Below are 17369 nucleotides of genomic sequence, written 5' to 3' on the forward strand. Positions count from 1 at the left end.
GGAAGATAATTCTGGGCAAGGTAATGCGCAACCTTCGGATCTTGTGAATGTTATTTGCTATTGTGAAGAACTAAATTCGTTTGAAGTATTTCAAAGTATTGAGACTCGTAATTCTATGATTATAGATATTGCTTTACCAACGTATTACAATGGCAAAAAAGTGAATTTTTGGGCATTTCTGAATAGTGAAACAAAGACGATGGCGAGTACCAGTATCTACCTTGGCGAGCATACAGTTGTGTAAGCTTAGTTGTGAAATGCAGTTCGTTGATTGGAGTAATTTTTCGGTACAATACTCTGATTAACGACGTAAAAGAGTGAAGAAAAATTGTATCGGAAATAGAATTTTATAGATGTTGTTCAAATTTATTTTAACCACATAGAAACATAGTTTTTGCAATGATGACTTGTAAAGATTAGTTGAAAATACAAATAGATAAGCAACTAATTTCAACAGAAAATCATTTGGTTCTATGTTTCTATGTGGTTATTTTTTTGGGAATATATCATAGAGACGGATAAATATTTACACTTTCTCTACTTAATATTTAATCCCGCATTTTGTCATTACTATGATAGGCAACGTTTTTATTTTATTAACCAACTTTTTAACTTATCGTAAAATTTTTTTTTTTGTTATCTCGTAAGTTTACCTTATTTTCTTCAGAAGTATTTTTGTTTAAATTAGAATCTAATGAGTTAATATTTTTCTCATAATTTTCATTTTGTGATGAATGTTTATGATTTATTAAATATAATTCTTCATAAGATTGAAAGTCAAACTCAATTTTTCCTTGAGACGGAAAATAAATTTTTGCATTGTATTCTTTCGTTGCAAAATCACATATTTCAACCGCCAAATCATTGACTTTTTTATAATAGTCTTTGATATTATTTGGAATAAATGTTACATATCCTATATATTTTTTCTCTAAAATATTATTTTCATTTTTAAAGTACCCATAGCAACACAATGTTGCTGAATCTCCATAACTACTAATATCATAATCCCATAAAAATTCAATAATTTTAGGAATTTCTCCAAAAGATAGAATTCGCTTTTCAAAAATCTCTACACTAATTAATATCCAATAATTGTTCATAAAATATAGCCTAACATTGTTTTTTCACGAAATCAAGTTTCGTATCATTATACTCAAATATAATTATTTTATTGATAGTTAAAAGCTTAGTATTTGAAATTATTAATAAAAAAACCGTTGTATATTTTGATAATTTTATCAATGAAAACCGTCAATTCGAGTGAAATTCTTTTAGAATTTTGTATCGAGAATAAGGTTTTAAAAGATAAAATTCTATTCTCGATACAATTTTTATTCATTACATTTCTAAAAATCACTCGAATTGACGAATTTTTATTCAAGATGCGCAACGGATTAATAAAAATAGAAAATCTTCAAAACTTTCAATCATCAAACTAAATAGAATCAAGCTTCTCATTAATTTTCAGTATATTTAATTAAATTAAAGATTATGAAAAAGCTATTTTTATTCATCAGCGTTTCTCTCCTATTTTTTGCTTGTACAACCAATCAATCCACACAAAATTCAGTTCCGAATAAAGATGAGAATTCATTAAAATTCGAGCCGAATGAAGATGGAGATTATGATATTGTTGTATTTGATCCTCAATATGATATTTATTTAAAAACAACTGCATTACCCAAAGAATATTATTCGAAAGAATATTACGAACAAAAAAATCGCCAATATGTGATGATTTGGAATCAACGACATATGCAACCTATGACATATAATCCTGATTTGTATGCGGTGAGTATAGATTTGGATCCTTCTATTGACTATGGTTATGATTTTGAATACAAATTATTTAACTTTTTTCGATTTATTGAACATAAATATCGTGTCAGAATTAGATAATATCGTTTATTTTTGCAAGCTAATTTCAGAAAGATGAACGATTTTTCAATCAAAATATACAATCAAATCATTGAAGCAATTCCAGATTTCATAGGGCTTCACAAGAAAGATACCGAATTATTAGAATTTCATATCGAGAATGAATACAAATCGACTTTTGGAGATCTTTATATTCAGACTTCGGATGATGATAAGATTTGGATCAAATCTTCTTTTCCTTTTACAACTTACGAAGTAGATTCTGTGGAGGAACTTTTGTATATTTTAGAAGGTTTATTGTTCAACCAATTATTCTGGGTAATTAGTTATGATGAGGGCGATTGGGACGATACTTTTTTGATGCTGAAAGACCAAGAAATTAAAACGGAAGAAGGTTTTACTTATAAAATTCTTTCTTGGAACGGAAAAGATGATAAAGTGATTAATGCTTAACCTCCTATTTTTATACATTTGCAATTATGTTTAACAACGAATTACTAAAAGACATCCAAAAACGTACACAAGATTTGCACGAATATTTGGAAATCGAACAAAAAGAAATCGAAGTTCAAAATGAAGAAGAACATGCTGCTTCTCCTGAATTTTGGAATAACCCGAAAGAAGCCGAAGCTTTTATGAAAGTTTTGCGTGGTAAAAAGAAATGGATCGATGAATACCAAACTATTGCAAATGCAGTAAATGATGTCGAAGTTTTAGTAGAATTTAACCGAGAAGGTGAAGTAAGTGACGAAGAAGTAATGGAACAATATACTGTTGTTGCTAAGCTTTTAGAAGATATAGAATTCAAGAATATGCTTTCAGAAGAAGGAGATAATCTTGGTGCAATTCTTCAAATTACTGCTGGAGCTGGAGGTACAGAATCTTGTGACTGGGCTTCTATGTTGATGCGTATGTATTTGATGTGGGCCGAAAAACATGATTATAAAGTAAAAGAATTAAACTATCAAGCGGGTGATGTTGCAGGTGTAAAAACAGTGACATTAGAAGTGGATGGCGAATTTGCTTTTGGTTATCTAAAAGGAGAAAATGGTGTGCATCGTTTGGTGCGTATTTCCCCTTTTGATAGTAATGCAAAGCGTCACACAAGTTTCGTTTCGGTTTATGTTTCGCCAATTGTGGATGATACAATCGAGATTGAAATCAATCCTGCAGATATCGAATTGCAAACGTCTCGTTCTGGTGGAGCTGGAGGACAAAATGTAAATAAGGTAGAAACGAAAGTTCAATTAACACACAAACCTACAGGAATTGTAGTTGTTTGTCAGGTTGAACGTTCTCAGTTAGCCAATCGTGAGCGTGCAATGGAGATGTTAAAATCTGAATTGTACAAGATTGAGTTAGAGAAAAAAATGGCTGCACGTAATGAGATTGAAGCAAATAAGATGAAAATTGAATGGGGTTCTCAAATTCGTAATTATGTGATGCATCCATACAAATTGGTAAAAGACGTCAGAACAGGAACTGAAACAGGTAATGTGGATGCTGTAATGAACGGTGATATAGACGAATTCTTGAAATCGTTCCTAATGTTAATGGGACAAAAAGAAACGTCAAAATAGTTTTATCCTAAATTTCTTTCATGAAAATATTAATCGGAGGCGCTGGAGAAGTTGGTTTTCATTTGGCTAAATTGCTTTCTAATGAAATGAATGACATCGTCATCATGGACATGGACAAGGACAAATTGTTGATGATCGAAAACTCGTTAGATGTAATGGCTTATCGTGGTGATATAACTTCTTTCAAGGCTTTGCGCGAAGTTGGAATTGATGATACAGATATTTTTATATCGGTCACTCATCTTCAAAACACAAACCTTACTAGTGCTTCGATTGCGAAAGATTTAGGGGCAAAACGTACATTAGCTCGAATTTCGAATCCTGAATTTCTTTACAAAGAAAATCAATTTTGGGTGCAAGGAATGGGAATTGATGCATTAATTAGCCCTGAGAAATTAGCGGCTGATGAGATTTATTCACTTGTTCAACAATCTGCTTTCAATGCGATGCATCCCTTTGCAAATGGTCAACTTTTTATGGTTGGAACTGTTTTGGATGCGGATTGCAAGATTTTGGACAAGCAATACAAAGACATGTATTTGACGACAAAAGGTGGTGAAGACAATCTTTTGATGCCAATTGCAATTATCCGTAGCAACGAACGCGGCGAATATCAAACCATTATTCCTGAAGCTGATACTGAATTTAGAATAGACGATCACGTTTATTTTATTGTAAAAAAAGCTGGAATTTTAGAAGTTTATAAAATCCTAGGAAAAAAACAAGAGTATTTCAAAAATGTAATTGTTTTGGGAGGAGGAAGTATTGGTGTCAAAGTTGCCAAACTTTTAAAAGATAACAAGCACAACGTTAAGTTATTAGAAATCAATCGAAACAAAGCTTTTGATTTAGCTGATGATTTAAATAACATTTTGATTATCAATGGTGATGGTCGAGATGGAGAATTGTTATTGGAAGAAGGTATTTCTGATTCAGATGCTTTTATTGCTGTGACAGGAAGTTCGGAAACGAATATTATGTCGTGTCTTTTAGCAAAATCAAAAGGTGTTAAAAAAACAATTGCTTTGGTCGAAAATATCGACTATATTCATCTTAGTCAAGAAGTTGGAATTAACGCTTTTATCAATAAAAAACTCTTAACCGCAGATAGTATTTTCCGTTATATTCGACAAGGTTCTGTGATGGATGTAACAGGAATTTCTGATTTAGATGCCGAAGTTTTAGAATTCCGTATTCACGAAAATTCTGAAATCGCATTCAAAAAAGTAAGCGATTTTCCATTTAAAGAAGGTGCTATTATTGCTGGAATTGTTCGTAGAAATGATGGATTTATTCCAACCAAAGATTTCATTATCGAACCAAAAGATCATGTTGTTGTTTTTAGTCAAGCGAATTTAATTCCAAAAGTGACCAAATATTTTAAATAATGAAATCACTTAACATCAAAGTAATCCTGAATCTTTCGGGTGTTTTATTACTATTAAATGCGCTCTTAATGTTTATTGCAACATGTGTCAGCATTTATTTTAATGATCATCTACTCTACCCTTTTTTAGTTTCGGGGAGTTTAGTGGGATTGTCGGGAGCTGCAATGATGTATTTTACGCGTGACAGAAGAAAACACATCAACAAACGCGAAGGTTATATCGTGGTTTGTGTCGGATGGCTTTTCTTGATTCTTTCGGGATGTTTGCCATATGTTACGTCGTTAATATTTTTACCAAACGATCATATCATCAATGAGAATTTCAGTTTTGTGAACATTGTTTACGAAACCGTTTCTGGTTATACAGCGACTGGAACATCGATTTATGATGATGTAGAAAGTCTCCCAAAAAGCATATTGTTTTGGCGAAGTACAACCAATTGGATTGGTGGTATGGGAATTATCGTTTTGACGATTGCGATTTTACCGTTTCTTGGAATTGGTGGTCGACAACTTTTTATGGCAGAAGCGCCTGGAATTTATACGGATAAAATTCACCCTCGAATTACAGAAACAGCGAAAAACCTTTGGTTAGTTTATTTAGGATTAACTGCTTTTTTTGCATTGTTGCTTTATTTTGGTGGAATGAATTTATTTGATGCTGCAAACCATTCGATGAGTGTGATTGCAACCGCAGGTTTTTCTACTAAAAATGAAGGTTTGATGTATTGGAATAACAATGTTTTTATTCAATATGTACTAATCGTGATGATGTTTTTGGGCGGAACAAACTTCGCTTTGATTTATTTATTGATTAAAGGACAATTCAAAAAAGTGTGGAAAAATGAGGAATTTCGCTGGTGGGTTGGCTTACTTGCTGTCGTTACATTTATCGTTTTTGTCGTATTATTTTTTAATATTTACCCTAGCTATTCCGTCGAAACTTATTCCTGGTTTAACTTCGAACATTCATTCAGAAGCTCATTATTCCACGTCGTTTCTATCGCATCTACAACCGCTTTGGCAATGGAAGATTACACAAGTTGGTTAACCGTAACCACACTTATTTTCTTCTCTTTGTTCTTCATCGGAGGTTCGGCAGGTTCTACATCTGGAGGAATTACAGTTATCAGACACGTCATTTTATTAAAAAATAGTTGGATCGAATTTAAGCGTATTTTACATCCAAACGCAATTATTCCAGTTCGTTACAACAATCGTTCGCTGAATCAATCTATTGTTTTCCACGTCATGGCATTCTTTGTTATGTTTATGTTTACATGGATTGTGAGTTCTATTTTGTTTGCGCTTTTGAATTATGGTATAACAATGAGTTTCCAAGATATTTTGGCCTCTTTAACATTAACTGCTTCCACTTTAGGAAACGTAGGTCCGGGAATTGGCGAATTTGGTCCGGGTACCTCAATGAATTCTTTAACGGATAGTGCAAAATTATTATGTTGTTTTTTAATGGTTTTAGGTCGATTAGAGCTTTATACAATCTTAATTTTATTTACGCCTGCTTTCTGGAAAAATAATTAATGAGAAGCTTCTAAAATTACTTTCTGAATGATTTCTTCAGTTTGATCTGGGAAATCTTTCTCAATAATTTTATTCGAATCCACCCAACGTTGCAATTGTGCTACATTCAAATCATATGAATAATCAACGCCAATCATTTTTAAAGCTTCGCAATTACATAATTGTTCGTATTGACCTTTAATCGGAATCACAAAAAGCTTCTTTTGAAGATAAATACTTTCGGCAGGCAATTCGAAACCAGCACCGCACAAAACTCCTTTACAATTTTCTAAAGTTCTAGTAAAAAGACGTTCATCAATTGGATAAATTTGAACATTAAATTGACGCGTAACATCTTTCACAAAAGGTGAAAAAACTTTCCATTTTGAATCTTTAATCAGTGATAATTTCTCCATAATTTCTGTTGGATGAAAACTTGGTAAATACACCAAATAGTAATCTTTTTGTTTTGGATGCAATGCTCTAATTTTATCTCGAATGATAGGTAAAAAAATAGCATCATTATATTCTTCGAAATGAAAACCGTAATGCTTAGAAGTTGGTGCGTAATATTTCAAAATCGTCTCACCTGTTTTATTTTTTACTTTTGGCGTTTCATCAAATAAAAGCGAAGCTTGATGACTCAAACCAACAATATTTATCTTTTTCTTTCGTGCTGCATGTGCTGTAATTGGTTCAAAATCATTAATAATCAAATCATATTTTTCAATTGGAAAATGATTCACTTCATTCCAAAAAGATTTAAAACTATTCTCCTTAAAAATTCGTTTATACGAAACTTTTCCCATCTGATTATAAAATAATGACAATCCATTGTGATGTTTGAATTGATAATTTTCAAGTTGTAATTGCGAATTAGAACCGCTTACAAAAACATCCAAATCTCCATATTCTTCAAGGATTGGTAACATTTTTTGCGCACGAGCCAAATGTCCATTTCCCGTTCCTTGTAAAGCATATAAAATTTTCATTTACTTCTTATTGAGAATTGAAACAATCAGTTCATCCAACGAATAATTGAACTCGATTTCTTCTAAATTTTGCATCAAAGTATGTTTGTGTTCTTCAAAATAAAACACTGACCAATTTCCGTCGACACATTCTAAAGCCGATAAATTCTCAATCCAATCTCCCGAATTCATATACACACAAGTTCCTTTATCCGTTTTTACTTTTCGCAATTGTGGCTGATGAATATGTCCACAAACCACGTAATCATATTCATTTTCGATCGCTAATTCAGCAGCAGTTTGTTCAAAATCATTGATATGCTTCACCGCTTTTTTAACTGAGTTTTTAATCTTTTGAGACAGTGAATAACGTTCCCTTCCAAAAAACTCTAAACATTTATTGATAAAATAATTCAACTGAATTAATTTATCATAACCCCAACCTCCTAATTTCGCAATCCATTTCGAATGTTGAATTGAGGCATCAAACACATCTCCATGAAAAATCCATGCGACTTTATCATTTTGTTTCAACATATATTTATCCGTTAAAAGAATATTCCCAAAACGCATTGTCGTAAATTTACGCAACAGTTCATCATGATTTCCAGTGATATAAACGATTGGAATTCCTTGTTCAGATAAATTCAATAAATAACTAATGATTTGAAGATGCGTTTCTGGAAAATAACTTTTCTTGAAATTCCAAATATCCACAATATCACCATTGAGAATAATTTTTTTTGGATTGATTGACTGTAAGTAAGCCAACAATTCTTGTGCTTTGCAACCAAAAGTTCCTAAATGCACATCCGAAATAACAACAACATCAAGATTACGCTTCATTGATTTTTATTTAAATTTCGAAATCAAATATTACTTAAACGTTTTTTTAATCTTATGAAATCTTTATAAATTTGAGTCTAAATTGTAAAGTTATGAGCGAATTGAAATTCAAAACAAATATAAATTGTGACAGCTGTATCAAATCTGTAAAACCTTTTTTGGACGAAGCTGTAGGTAAAGACAATTGGAAAGTTGATACTTCTGATGAACGAAAAGTACTGACTGTGACAACAACCGAAGATGAAGAAGAAGTTGTAGAAGCTGTGACAGATGCAGGTTTTAAGATTCAGAAATTAGAAGAATAAATAAAAGCGATTCAGTAAACTGAATCGCTTTTTTGTTAGATTAAGAATATATTCTTTCTTATTTTTTTACTACTTTTTGAGTAGAAGATTTTCCGTTAGAAGTAGTTTTAACTACATACGTCCCTTTAACTAATGAAGAAACATCTACATTTTGAACACCTTTAACTTCGAAAGATTTTACCAATTGTCCGTTAATATTGTAAACTTCTACAATTGTTTTATCTTTTACATTGAAAGAAGCTGTATTTGTCCATAATGTATTAGAAACTGCTTTAGTAGAAGTTAAATCATATACATTCATATTAACATCCCATAATTGAATGTTATCAATATCCAATGCATAAGCAGCATCTTTACCTACTTTTAAAGCAAAAAAGTCTTTTGTTAAATCAGCAACATTTAAATCTTTTTTATCAGATAAATCCAATGTTACCTTTACCCAATTTCCTTTTGTATCAATAACACCTGTATATTGATTACTTGCAGATGAAGAAATTTTTGAATCTGAAGATAAATCTCCTACATTATATGCGTAATATCCTCCATCACTTTTATATACATTTAATGATAAAGTTTTCCCTGATGTTCCTTTAACCCAAAAAGTAATTTCTTTTGGTTGAGTAGAAACAGTACCTCCTAATAATGATGTAAAAACATAATCATTTGCAGTTGGCGTTGTTGTAATATTTAAAGAATTAGATCCATTAACACCTTTACCAACTCCCTGAACAGCATACGATTTAAGACCGAATTTATTAACTCCTGTAGTAAACTTAGCCCAATCTTCAAAATCAGACCCAGGGATTGCGTTTACTTGAGCAAAAGATAATGTTGATAATGCAGCAACTGCTACTAAAGAATAGAATTTTTTCATATTGTATTTTTTTAATTATTTCTATAAAGATAATTAAAAAACTAAATGAAAACATATCTGTTATAAAATTAACGATTTGGTAAAATAAAAAAGCAGCCAAAAGGCTGCTTCAACTATAAATTTTAATTTTATTTCTTAGATATGAATTGCATGTCCATATGCATCTTCTACCGCTTCCATAATAGCTTCTGCCATTGTCGGGTGAGCGTGTACAGATTTCATAATTTCATGAGCTGTAGTCTCTAATTTACGTGCAACAACTGCCTCAGCAATCATTTCAGTTACTCCATCACCAATCATATGACATCCCAACCATTCACCGTATTTCGCATCAAAAACAACTTTTACGAATCCATCAGCAGCTCCATTTGCAACAGCTTTTCCGTTTGCAGAGAATGGGAATTTACCAACTTTCACTTCGTAACCTGCTTCTTTAGCTTTTGCTTCTGTAAGCCCAACAGACGCAATTTCTGGTGAACAATATGTACAACCTGGAATATTTCCGTAGTCGATTGGTTCTACTTTTTCACCAGCAATATGCTCAACACATAAAATACCTTGTGCAGATGCTAAGTGTGCTAAATCTGCTCCTTTTACAACATCACCAATTGCATAATATCCTTTTACAGATGTTTCACAAAAATCATTGATAACAATTTTACCTCTTTCAGTTGCAATACCAACTTCTTCAAGACCGATATTTTCTGTATTTGGAACAACACCAACAGCAGATAAAACAACTTCAGCTTCGATGATTTCTTCACCTTTAGCAGTTTTAATTGTTGCTTTTACTAAATCTCCAGTTGTATCAACTCCTGTAACTTCTGCATTTGTTAAGATATTGATTCCAGATTTTTTAAGAGATAGTTGTAATTGTTTCGAAATATCTTCATCTTCAACATTTACAATGCGTGGTAAAAACTCTACAATTGTCACTTTTGTTCCTAATGTATTGTAGAAATGAGCAAACTCAACTCCAATCGCTCCAGAACCTACAACAATCATTGATTTTGGTTGTTTTTCCATTGCTAATGCACCACGGTAACCAATTACTTTTTTACCATCTTGTGGTAAAGCTGGTAACTCGCGAGAACGTGCACCTGTTGCAATAATTATATTTTCTGAAGATAATTCACTAACAGAACCATCTGCTGCAGTAACTTTTACTTTTTTTCCTGGTAAAACTTTTGCTTCACCTTGAATTACTTCAATTTTGTTCTTCTTCATTAAGAATTGAACACCTTTACTCATACGATCCGCCACTCCTCTACTACGAGAAACAACATTTCCAAATTCGAATGAAATATCTGAAGGTAAGTTAATTCCAAAATCTTCTGCATGATTTAAGTATTTGAATACTTGAGCAGATTTTAATAAAGCTTTTGTAGGAATACATCCCCAGTTAAGGCAGATTCCACCTAATTCAGCTTTTTCTACGATTGCTACTTTTTTACCTAATTGTGCTGCTCTAATTGCTGCAACGTATCCTCCAGGACCACTTCCAATAACTATAATGTCGTAACTCATTTTTTCCATAATTTGAATGCTAATTTAATAATTATAACCCGAAAAAAAAGGAATTCCTTAAAATAGATTAAAATTTCTTACTTTTGCACTGTGAAAATATTCTTTGAAAATTACGCTGACGACTTACAGGTCGAAACTGAATTACCTTTAGAAGGTAGTTTATCACAAGCTATTGAGATTTTTCATAACCTACCTGATTATGACGGAAGTTATATTGGTTTGATGAATCAAGATGGGAATACTGTTCAGATTTCGAAATATGATCGATTTTTATTTTTAGTAGAAATCCCTGTTTATCAAGAACAAGCTTCATATTCAGTATTATTTACTTATTTTCAAGTAATGCAATTATTAGAAGATTTATACAAAGGATTTGATCCTTATAACATAAAAGGACTAAAATTTGAACAGTATTTAAATCAAAAAGCAACGAAATAATCGTTGCTTTTTGATTAATACTATGTATTAATTCGCTAAATCAGTATATTTTTTTCTTGACTTTTTCAAACGAATTAATACATAAATTAAAGAGATTACAGAAATTGTAAACGTAGTATTCAATAATAAATCTGCAGATTCAAATTCTAAAATCTTAGTAAAACCAGCAATCACAACTAAAATAAAACTAAATACATAAATAAAAAATGGGTGTCTAACATTCATTTCTATTATTTTTTAACTTAAACTTAACATTGATAAAAATAAAAATAATTTTATAATTTCCAAATTATTTATCATCAATCAAATAAAATTTAACATAACTTAGTTCCATGGATCTTTTTAACGATTTATTTGAGGAACAAGAAAATCTACTTCCTAAAGATGGAACTGTAAATTATTTTGGGCAAATTATGAGTGACGAGGAAGCGCATCATTATTATTCTGTTTTATTAAATGAAATTGAATGGAAGAATGATCAAGCGATAATATTTAGAAAATTAATCGAAACTAAACGAAAAATTGCTTGGTACGGAGATTTTCCATTTGCGTATACCTATTCCAAAATCACTAAAACAGCTTTACCTTGGACTGATACTTTACTTGAATTAAAAAAATTAGCTGAGAAAAAAACAGGCGAAACTTATAATTCTTGTTTGGTAAATTTATATCACGATGGTTCCGAAGGAATGGCTTGGCACAGCGATGGCGAAAAACAATTGAAACGTCATGGCGCAATTGCGTCGCTTAGTTTTGGTGCTGAACGTAAATTTGGTTTTAAACACAAAGAAACAAAAGAAGTAATTGCTTTAAATCTTGCAAGTGGGAGTTTATTGGTAATGAAAAATGAAACGCAAGATTATTGGCTGCATCGCTTACCTCCTACTAAAAAAGTAAATTCGCCACGAATTAATCTAACATTCAGAACAATCGATTTGGAGCAATAATTATTTTTGCTTGGAGATTTCAACTTTATAAAAAGTCAAACTTTGTTGATTAAATTTATTCAGAAATGCATCATTAAAATCATTCAAAGAAATAACATCCAAATCAATTTTGGTTTTTAACGTTGGTAAAGCAATCACTTTATTTGATGATTTATCCAAACTATTCCATTTCGCAATAAACTCTTTTGTAGCTGTAATAAAAGTTGATTCGCCATTTTCTTTCGAATAATCATCCGAAACTATTGAACGTTTTATAGCAGATAATTCAATCTTTTTTGTCTGACGATTGTATCGAAAATAAGATGTAAACAAAACATCTCCTATTTTATTGATAATCTTAAAACCTTTCTTTGTTTCTTCAATTTTCGCATTGCGATCCAATTCATGAAAAGCTAAACTACTCTGCTTTTTATATTCGGTATCAGAAAGTAAAAACTCTATTTTATTCGTTTCAAAATTAATCGAAACCTTGTCAAACTTTCCATCGCCGTCCAAATCTTTCACAATCGATTGTTTTGCAAAAGTCAGTAGACTCATGCTCAAAAACAACGATATGAAAAATATTAACCTCATCAGAAAGTATAATGTTTTAATTTTTATCTAAAGATACCACAAAAAAAGCTCCAAAAAGGAGCTTTAACTATTTAATAACAGGATTTATATCCAAAATATTTTCTTTTCTATATTTTTCGATAAAATCATCTGTAAAATTTTCGCTTCCTAACAATTTATTTTCTTGCAAAACTTTTTTGATATCTAGCTTTTTGTAGGCTTGTAACATCGGTTCAGAAATCGCTTTGTACGTAAAATGCCACGGTTCATATTTGAATCCTTTTCTCGCTGAATTATCCGTGTACACCAAATAAAAACCATATTTCGAAGCGTTTTCATCTAACCAAAGCTTAAACTTATGCATTGATCCTCCTTCATTAAAATGTTTCTCATTCAACGGATCTGCTGGTATTCCACGCGTTCCATCTATAATATCCAAATCAGTTCCCCAGTGGTGACGAGAAGTTCCTGGAATGGTAGAATATTCAATAATCTTTTCGATGTTTTCTTTCGCTGCAATTTTTTTCGCCTGATTCGCTTTATACTTACGCTCCCAAATTCCATTTTGGTAAGTATAATTTCTATAACTCGAAATCACTTGTATTTTAAAGCCTGCTTTTTGCGCATCAGCTTTCATTAATTCAAATTGTTTTGCAACTTCTGGCAATAATTTATACCCATTCCCCACCATCGTAGGATTTCCTTTACCAATCAATTCAGCGGTTGTAAAAGCAGGTAAAATAGTATCTGTTTCTTCTGGTGTTTGATCGCTGCTACCGAAAGCACAACCAGCATTTAGCATAAAAGCAAGTAAAATTAAATAAGAAAATTTCATAATATTAAATTGAGACATTATGGTAGGTATTAGATTTTGGTTTATTTTTATCAAAATTAAAAACATTACTCTTAATAATTTGATAATTAACACTTTATAAATGTTAAAATTTGTAGGGGTGAGATTTAGGGTTAATCATGGTTCTCACTCTATTTCTATAACAAATATAAGAATAAGTTTATACATAAATAAAGCCGTGAAATAAGATTTTTATTCCACGGCTCAAAAACCTCTTAATCTTGACTATATGAATTCAGTCTATACTAAATTAATTACTAAAATTTCAATAGTCGGTTGTTAAATACTTTTAAAAATTTTATTAAAAATTAATTTATTAATTATGATTGTAACTAATAAACTTGGTATCATAAAAAATAATTTATTACAAAATAAATCTCCATCATAAGACATTACAATTATTTTAGTATAAAACTGTGAAGTAAATAATAATACTAAACAGTTTACACAAAAGACTGATACAACTGATACCATATAAATTCTAAAAACTGGAGAATTTACTTTTGATTGCAGAATTAAATAAAATATTACTGGCGAAAACAAATATAGAAGATAATAGTAATCAATAAATAATAATCCAATTGGACTAAGTAATAATTGAAGAATAAAGTCTTTAAAAATAAAGAAATCTGTTTTTACAAAAATAAATATATTATAAAATAAAATATAAAAAATACAATATAAATATATATGTAAAAGAAATAATAAAATTATGTTTAATTTATTTTGCTTCATACTTTCTTATTATTTTTTTATATTTCTCTAAAAGATAACCGTTTTTATCTACCTTACCGTAAAAAGGTGAATTTTTGTCTTTTATTGTTGGTTTATGCTTATCTAACCAAAGCATTAACATAGGTAAATCTATTCTAAATTGAGGATCTGTTACTTTTCCATTCCAAGGATCATCAAATTCAGGTGTAACTCTATTAAAAATACCCGTAGCTCCATGCCATCCACTTTGACCATCTTTATCAGCCATATTTTGAAATTTTTCAATTGTATTTTTTGAAACTTTTGCGTAAATAGGTAAAGCTACAGAACCTTGTTCGTGTTGAACAAATGATAAATCCCACTTATATGCTTTATCAAATGTATCTAAAGGACTATTTTTATACTTGCCATAAAACAAATCATAGAATTGTGTTATAGCATAATCGCATATCCCTATATTTAATTCATTCAAGATTATTTCAACATCGTTAGAAACAAATGCACTACCTCCATCAACAATATTCAAAGCATCAACTAATTTATACGCACCTTTTAACCAGCGTGTCTTATGTTTAGATTGCGCAACTTTTTCTTTAAGTAATCCATAAAAATCTGCAATTTGTGAAAATGGAGCTATTACTCCTTGTAATTTATGCTCTACAATGTACATACATGCATTTTTCCAAGTATCGTTTTTACTTTTTCGGTCTTTAGTCAACCAACAACCATTTTGTAATTTTGTATTACCAGTAGCAAGTTCATAAAAATCTAAATCCGGAAATTCACCATATTTTACTGCTTCAGCTGTACGAGATCCATTAGTTAGAAAATCATAAAGAGTTTCAAAATAATTTACCCCAATTAATGTTTCTTTTGGTAAAAATATTTTTATTTTACCATTATCAATACTAATATAAGTTGATGAAATATTTTTATTATTAAATTTTTCAAGCTCAGCTTTAGACAAAGTATCTTTTTTTATATTACTACAATTAGCTTTATTTTTTTTTGTATAATCGGAGTATTCTTTACTATATCTTACGTCTATTGATGAAAATATTTTCCCACCTATAAAAATTCTTGATCTTGTAACTAAAGCATATGGATTAGTATATGGATCATATTCAATACTATCTTTTAAACGATTTTTTTTCCTTATCTGATACAAAAATTTCACTAATTCTGTTTCAACTTTATTAACACCGAATGTGCTATCAGGAGAAGCATCTTCTTTTAGAAAAAGAAATTCTTCATCCATAAAAGGCATAAAAGCAACACCTAGGTTCATGCAAACAGGTTCGTCTAAAATATCGATAGAAGCATTTAAATGTGTTACATCTTCTCCGTTTATATCAATTACTGTTAATGTTCTTGCCATAATCTAAGCCAATTGAGAATTAAGATGAGTTAATTTATCGTAATACGTTATTTCTTGTAGTATAGCTTCATTGTTTGCATCAACAAAACCCATTAATTGGATATTATTTTCTCCATCTTCAGCTACAGTTAAATAAACAACTTCACCTACATCATAGTTTTTAGTTGAAACTTTTAACGTTAACAAATCACCTCTTTTTGCAGTATCTATTTGCTTGTTTTCGCTATCTAACCAAACAACATTGGTAATTGTTTTCTCTTCTGGAGCTTCATAATTTCCATGTACTATACCTTTTTCAATTCCATTCGAAACAATTTTTTTATTTGAATTGAAAGACAAATTTTCTTTAGTCGAAACAATAGAAATTTTATCAGCAATATTATTTATTTCTCCTGCATAAATAAAATGTCTATTCTTTATTTTGATCGTAATATTTTTTGCTATTTTTATGATTGCCATTCCTAGAAAATTAATGATTATTACTTTTTTCTCCACTATTCATAAAAACAGTTTTTGCACTTTGAATTAATATATCTTCTTCTGAACTAGATGCTGTTATTTTCTTTGCTATGACATCAGATACAGAAGAACGAGTTGTATAATTCTCATCAATCATTTCGGTTTTATTATTAGAAAATTCTTGTATATTTCCAGTAGCATTCAAACTATAATCTACACCAGCAGTTGTCACAATATTCTTTCCAACCGAATTAGTTTGATTATTACCAATAGTATTACTTTGATCTTGTCCAACCGAAGTATTCATATTTTCTGTAACATTGAAATTCATGTTTTTTGCAGTAAATGTCATTGTTTCAGGAGCGGTAATATTGATATTACTTCCAGTTGTGTCTAAATGAATTTCGTTACCTGATTTATCTGTAATGATAATACTTTCATCTTCAGTGAAAACGATGCGGTGTCCACTTCTTGTCTGAATGGATTTCACACTATTGTTTGAACCACCACCCAATCCAACTTTTCCGTGGAACATACCACCCATTAAAAAAGGTCTATCGGGATGATTGTGTACAAAACCAACCATTACTTGGTCACCAACTTCAGGAACCGCAACATACCCACGGTTTTGCGTCACTTGATCTGTACCTCCAGCATCAGGCGACATCATTCGAATAAAGTTGGTTGTATCATGCAATTGCCAATCAAATTTTACGGTCACACGACCTTGTCCTTTTGGATCAGCATTTGAAACTACAGTTGCAATTTGTGGTTGAGCAATTGGGGTTGTAAAATCAGGTTTTGGTAAGTATCCTGTATCCGAAGCTATTGCTTTAAAACGTCCTGTATAATGTCCTAAAGTATCAATATCATGTTCCACATCCGTAATCATAATTCGAGTGAAATAAGATGTTTTATTGCTGTCTTGTTTGCGCATTTCTAAATCAGCCACACAACCTGGATATAAAAATGGAATCGTTGTAGAACCGCTTACCGTAAAGACTTCAACACCTTTTTGTCCAGCCTCACTTTCTTGCGCATTTACCACATCTTTGTCCGTATTTGCTTTGATAGGAGCAACTTGTAAAGCTTTTGTTTTAAAAATAGTATCGTTATTTTTATAAGCTGTTTGAGCC

20 protein-coding genes are annotated in these 17369 nt (G+C 30.8%); 9 read left to right on the forward strand and 11 right to left on the reverse strand.

Going from position 1 to position 17369, the window contains the following annotated elements:
- The coding region (locus B4H69_RS15125; protein WP_291094736.1) for a DUF6266 family protein at positions 1-244 on the forward strand (244 nt) is incomplete at its 5' end.
- Between the two features lie 364 nt (positions 245-608).
- On the opposite strand, the gene B4H69_RS15130 is transcribed toward B4H69_RS15125, so the two are convergent.
- Positions 609-1103 carry a hypothetical protein gene (locus B4H69_RS15130; protein ID WP_180906657.1) on the reverse strand — a complete coding sequence of 165 codons (495 nt, stop codon included), beginning with the start codon at positions 1101-1103 and terminating at the stop codon, positions 609-611.
- 391 nt (positions 1104-1494) lie between these two features.
- Between B4H69_RS15130 and B4H69_RS15135 the strand changes: the two genes are divergently transcribed.
- From B4H69_RS15135 to B4H69_RS15155, 5 genes are read left to right on the forward strand one after another with little or no spacing between them, the layout of a single operon-like run.
- A complete protein-coding gene (locus B4H69_RS15135; RefSeq protein WP_221627904.1) occupies positions 1495-1902 on the forward strand; it encodes a DUF6146 family protein in 408 nt (135 codons plus the stop codon).
- Between the two features lie 33 nt (positions 1903-1935).
- Positions 1936-2334 (forward strand): hypothetical protein, encoded by a 399-nt coding sequence (locus B4H69_RS15140; RefSeq protein WP_280046510.1) that lies wholly within the window; start codon positions 1936-1938, stop codon positions 2332-2334.
- A gap of 26 nt (positions 2335-2360) precedes the next feature.
- A complete protein-coding gene (gene prfB, locus B4H69_RS15145) occupies positions 2361-3461 on the forward strand; it encodes a peptide chain release factor 2 (protein ID WP_280046509.1) in 1101 nt (366 codons plus the stop codon).
- Between the two features lie 20 nt (positions 3462-3481).
- A complete protein-coding gene (trkA, locus tag B4H69_RS15150) occupies positions 3482-4849 on the forward strand; it encodes a Trk system potassium transporter TrkA (protein ID WP_115000923.1) in 1368 nt (455 codons plus the stop codon).
- A complete protein-coding gene (locus B4H69_RS15155) occupies positions 4849-6390 on the forward strand; it encodes a TrkH family potassium uptake protein (RefSeq protein WP_291094743.1) in 1542 nt (513 codons plus the stop codon). The genes trkA and B4H69_RS15155 overlap by 1 nt, the downstream gene beginning before the upstream one ends.
- Here B4H69_RS15155 and B4H69_RS15160 read toward each other — a convergent pair.
- Both B4H69_RS15160 and B4H69_RS15165 read right to left on the reverse strand, forming a co-directional pair.
- The gene (locus B4H69_RS15160; RefSeq protein ID WP_291094746.1) at positions 6387-7361 is read right to left on the reverse strand and encodes a glycosyltransferase family protein; all 975 of its coding nucleotides are present in this window, start codon (positions 7359-7361) and stop codon (positions 6387-6389) included. The genes B4H69_RS15155 and B4H69_RS15160 overlap by 4 nt on opposite strands.
- On the reverse strand, positions 7362-8186 hold the full coding sequence (locus B4H69_RS15165; RefSeq protein WP_180906653.1) for a UDP-2,3-diacylglucosamine diphosphatase: 825 nt from the start codon (positions 8184-8186) through the stop codon (positions 7362-7364).
- A gap of 92 nt (positions 8187-8278) precedes the next feature.
- Here B4H69_RS15165 and B4H69_RS15170 point away from each other — a divergent pair, with 92 nt between their 5' ends.
- Positions 8279-8491: a hypothetical protein gene (locus B4H69_RS15170; RefSeq protein ID WP_180906652.1), complete on the forward strand. Its 213-nt coding sequence runs from the start codon at positions 8279-8281 to the stop codon at positions 8489-8491.
- A 58-nt stretch (positions 8492-8549) separates the two neighbouring features.
- Here the strand turns inward: B4H69_RS15170 and B4H69_RS15175 are convergent, their stop codons facing one another.
- Both B4H69_RS15175 and lpdA read right to left on the reverse strand, forming a co-directional pair.
- Positions 8550-9365 carry a T9SS type A sorting domain-containing protein gene (locus tag B4H69_RS15175; protein ID WP_180906651.1) on the reverse strand — a complete coding sequence of 272 codons (816 nt, stop codon included), beginning with the start codon at positions 9363-9365 and terminating at the stop codon, positions 8550-8552.
- A gap of 135 nt (positions 9366-9500) precedes the next feature.
- Entirely contained in the window at positions 9501-10892 is a 1392-nt protein-coding gene (gene lpdA, locus B4H69_RS15180; protein WP_180906650.1) for a dihydrolipoyl dehydrogenase, read from the reverse strand.
- A gap of 90 nt (positions 10893-10982) precedes the next feature.
- On the opposite strand from lpdA, the gene B4H69_RS15185 reads away from it, so the two are divergent.
- Positions 10983-11330 carry a hypothetical protein gene (locus B4H69_RS15185; protein WP_180906649.1) on the forward strand — a complete coding sequence of 116 codons (348 nt, stop codon included), beginning with the start codon at positions 10983-10985 and terminating at the stop codon, positions 11328-11330.
- Between the two features lie 27 nt (positions 11331-11357).
- Here B4H69_RS15185 and B4H69_RS15190 read toward each other — a convergent pair whose 3' ends face one another.
- Positions 11358-11555, reverse strand: a complete 198-nt coding sequence (locus B4H69_RS15190; RefSeq protein WP_038335852.1) for a hypothetical protein — start codon at positions 11553-11555, stop codon at positions 11358-11360.
- 107 nt (positions 11556-11662) lie between these two features.
- Here B4H69_RS15190 and B4H69_RS15195 point away from each other — a divergent pair, with 107 nt between their 5' ends.
- Positions 11663-12277 carry an alpha-ketoglutarate-dependent dioxygenase AlkB family protein gene (locus B4H69_RS15195; protein ID WP_180906648.1) on the forward strand — a complete coding sequence of 205 codons (615 nt, stop codon included), beginning with the start codon at positions 11663-11665 and terminating at the stop codon, positions 12275-12277.
- On the opposite strand, the gene B4H69_RS15200 is transcribed toward B4H69_RS15195, so the two are convergent.
- The 5 genes from B4H69_RS15200 to B4H69_RS15220 form a co-directional block, all read right to left on the reverse strand.
- Entirely contained in the window at positions 12278-12814 is a 537-nt protein-coding gene (locus B4H69_RS15200) for a hypothetical protein (RefSeq protein ID WP_180906647.1), read from the reverse strand.
- 103 nt (positions 12815-12917) lie between these two features.
- Positions 12918-13664: a M15 family metallopeptidase gene (locus tag B4H69_RS15205; RefSeq protein WP_236688214.1), complete on the reverse strand. Its 747-nt coding sequence runs from the start codon at positions 13662-13664 to the stop codon at positions 12918-12920.
- 739 nt (positions 13665-14403) lie between these two features.
- Positions 14404-15774 carry a hypothetical protein gene (locus B4H69_RS15210; protein ID WP_180906646.1) on the reverse strand — a complete coding sequence of 457 codons (1371 nt, stop codon included), beginning with the start codon at positions 15772-15774 and terminating at the stop codon, positions 14404-14406.
- Between the two features lie 3 nt (positions 15775-15777).
- A complete protein-coding gene (locus B4H69_RS15215) occupies positions 15778-16233 on the reverse strand; it encodes a hypothetical protein (protein WP_180906645.1) in 456 nt (151 codons plus the stop codon).
- A gap of 10 nt (positions 16234-16243) precedes the next feature.
- Positions 16244-17369 (reverse strand): phage baseplate assembly protein V (locus B4H69_RS15220; protein WP_291094755.1); only part of this gene is annotated, 1126 nt, incomplete at its 5' end.

The organism is Empedobacter sp. UBA6745 (assembly GCF_002453775.1).
In the GTDB taxonomy this organism is placed as follows: Bacteria; Bacteroidota; Bacteroidia; order Flavobacteriales; family Weeksellaceae; genus Empedobacter; species Empedobacter falsenii_C.

Bases quoted from the DNA above. Each gene is read 5' to 3' on its own strand.
- B4H69_RS15200 (WP_180906647.1), bottom strand. From the start codon at position 12,814: ATGAGTCTACTGACTTTTGCAAAACAATCGATTGTGAAAGATTTGGAC.
- B4H69_RS15215 (WP_180906645.1), bottom strand. From the start codon at position 16,233: ATGGCAATCATAAAAATAGCAAAAAATATTACGATCAAAATAAAGAAT.
- B4H69_RS15175 (WP_180906651.1), bottom strand. From the start codon at position 9,365: ATGAAAAAATTCTATTCTTTAGTAGCAGTTGCTGCATTATCAACATTA.
- B4H69_RS15190 (WP_038335852.1), bottom strand. From the start codon at position 11,555: ATGAATGTTAGACACCCATTTTTTATTTATGTATTTAGTTTTATTTTA.
- prfB (WP_280046509.1), top strand. From the start codon at position 2,361: ATGTTTAACAACGAATTACTAAAAGACATCCAAAAACGTACACAAGAT.
- B4H69_RS15155 (WP_291094743.1), top strand. From the start codon at position 4,849: ATGAAATCACTTAACATCAAAGTAATCCTGAATCTTTCGGGTGTTTTA.
- B4H69_RS15205 (WP_236688214.1), bottom strand. From the start codon at position 13,664: ATGAAATTTTCTTATTTAATTTTACTTGCTTTTATGCTAAATGCTGGT.
- B4H69_RS15160 (WP_291094746.1), bottom strand. From the start codon at position 7,361: ATGAAAATTTTATATGCTTTACAAGGAACGGGAAATGGACATTTGGCT.
- B4H69_RS15195 (WP_180906648.1), top strand. From the start codon at position 11,663: ATGGATCTTTTTAACGATTTATTTGAGGAACAAGAAAATCTACTTCCT.
- B4H69_RS15165 (WP_180906653.1), bottom strand. From the start codon at position 8,186: ATGAAGCGTAATCTTGATGTTGTTGTTATTTCGGATGTGCATTTAGGA.
- B4H69_RS15170 (WP_180906652.1), top strand. From the start codon at position 8,279: ATGAGCGAATTGAAATTCAAAACAAATATAAATTGTGACAGCTGTATC.
- lpdA (WP_180906650.1), bottom strand. From the start codon at position 10,892: ATGAGTTACGACATTATAGTTATTGGAAGTGGTCCTGGAGGATACGTT.
- B4H69_RS15130 (WP_180906657.1), bottom strand. From the start codon at position 1,103: ATGAACAATTATTGGATATTAATTAGTGTAGAGATTTTTGAAAAGCGA.
- B4H69_RS15210 (WP_180906646.1), bottom strand. From the start codon at position 15,774: ATGGCAAGAACATTAACAGTAATTGATATAAACGGAGAAGATGTAACA.
- B4H69_RS15140 (WP_280046510.1), top strand. From the start codon at position 1,936: ATGAACGATTTTTCAATCAAAATATACAATCAAATCATTGAAGCAATT.
- trkA (WP_115000923.1), top strand. From the start codon at position 3,482: ATGAAAATATTAATCGGAGGCGCTGGAGAAGTTGGTTTTCATTTGGCT.
- B4H69_RS15135 (WP_221627904.1), top strand. From the start codon at position 1,495: ATGAAAAAGCTATTTTTATTCATCAGCGTTTCTCTCCTATTTTTTGCT.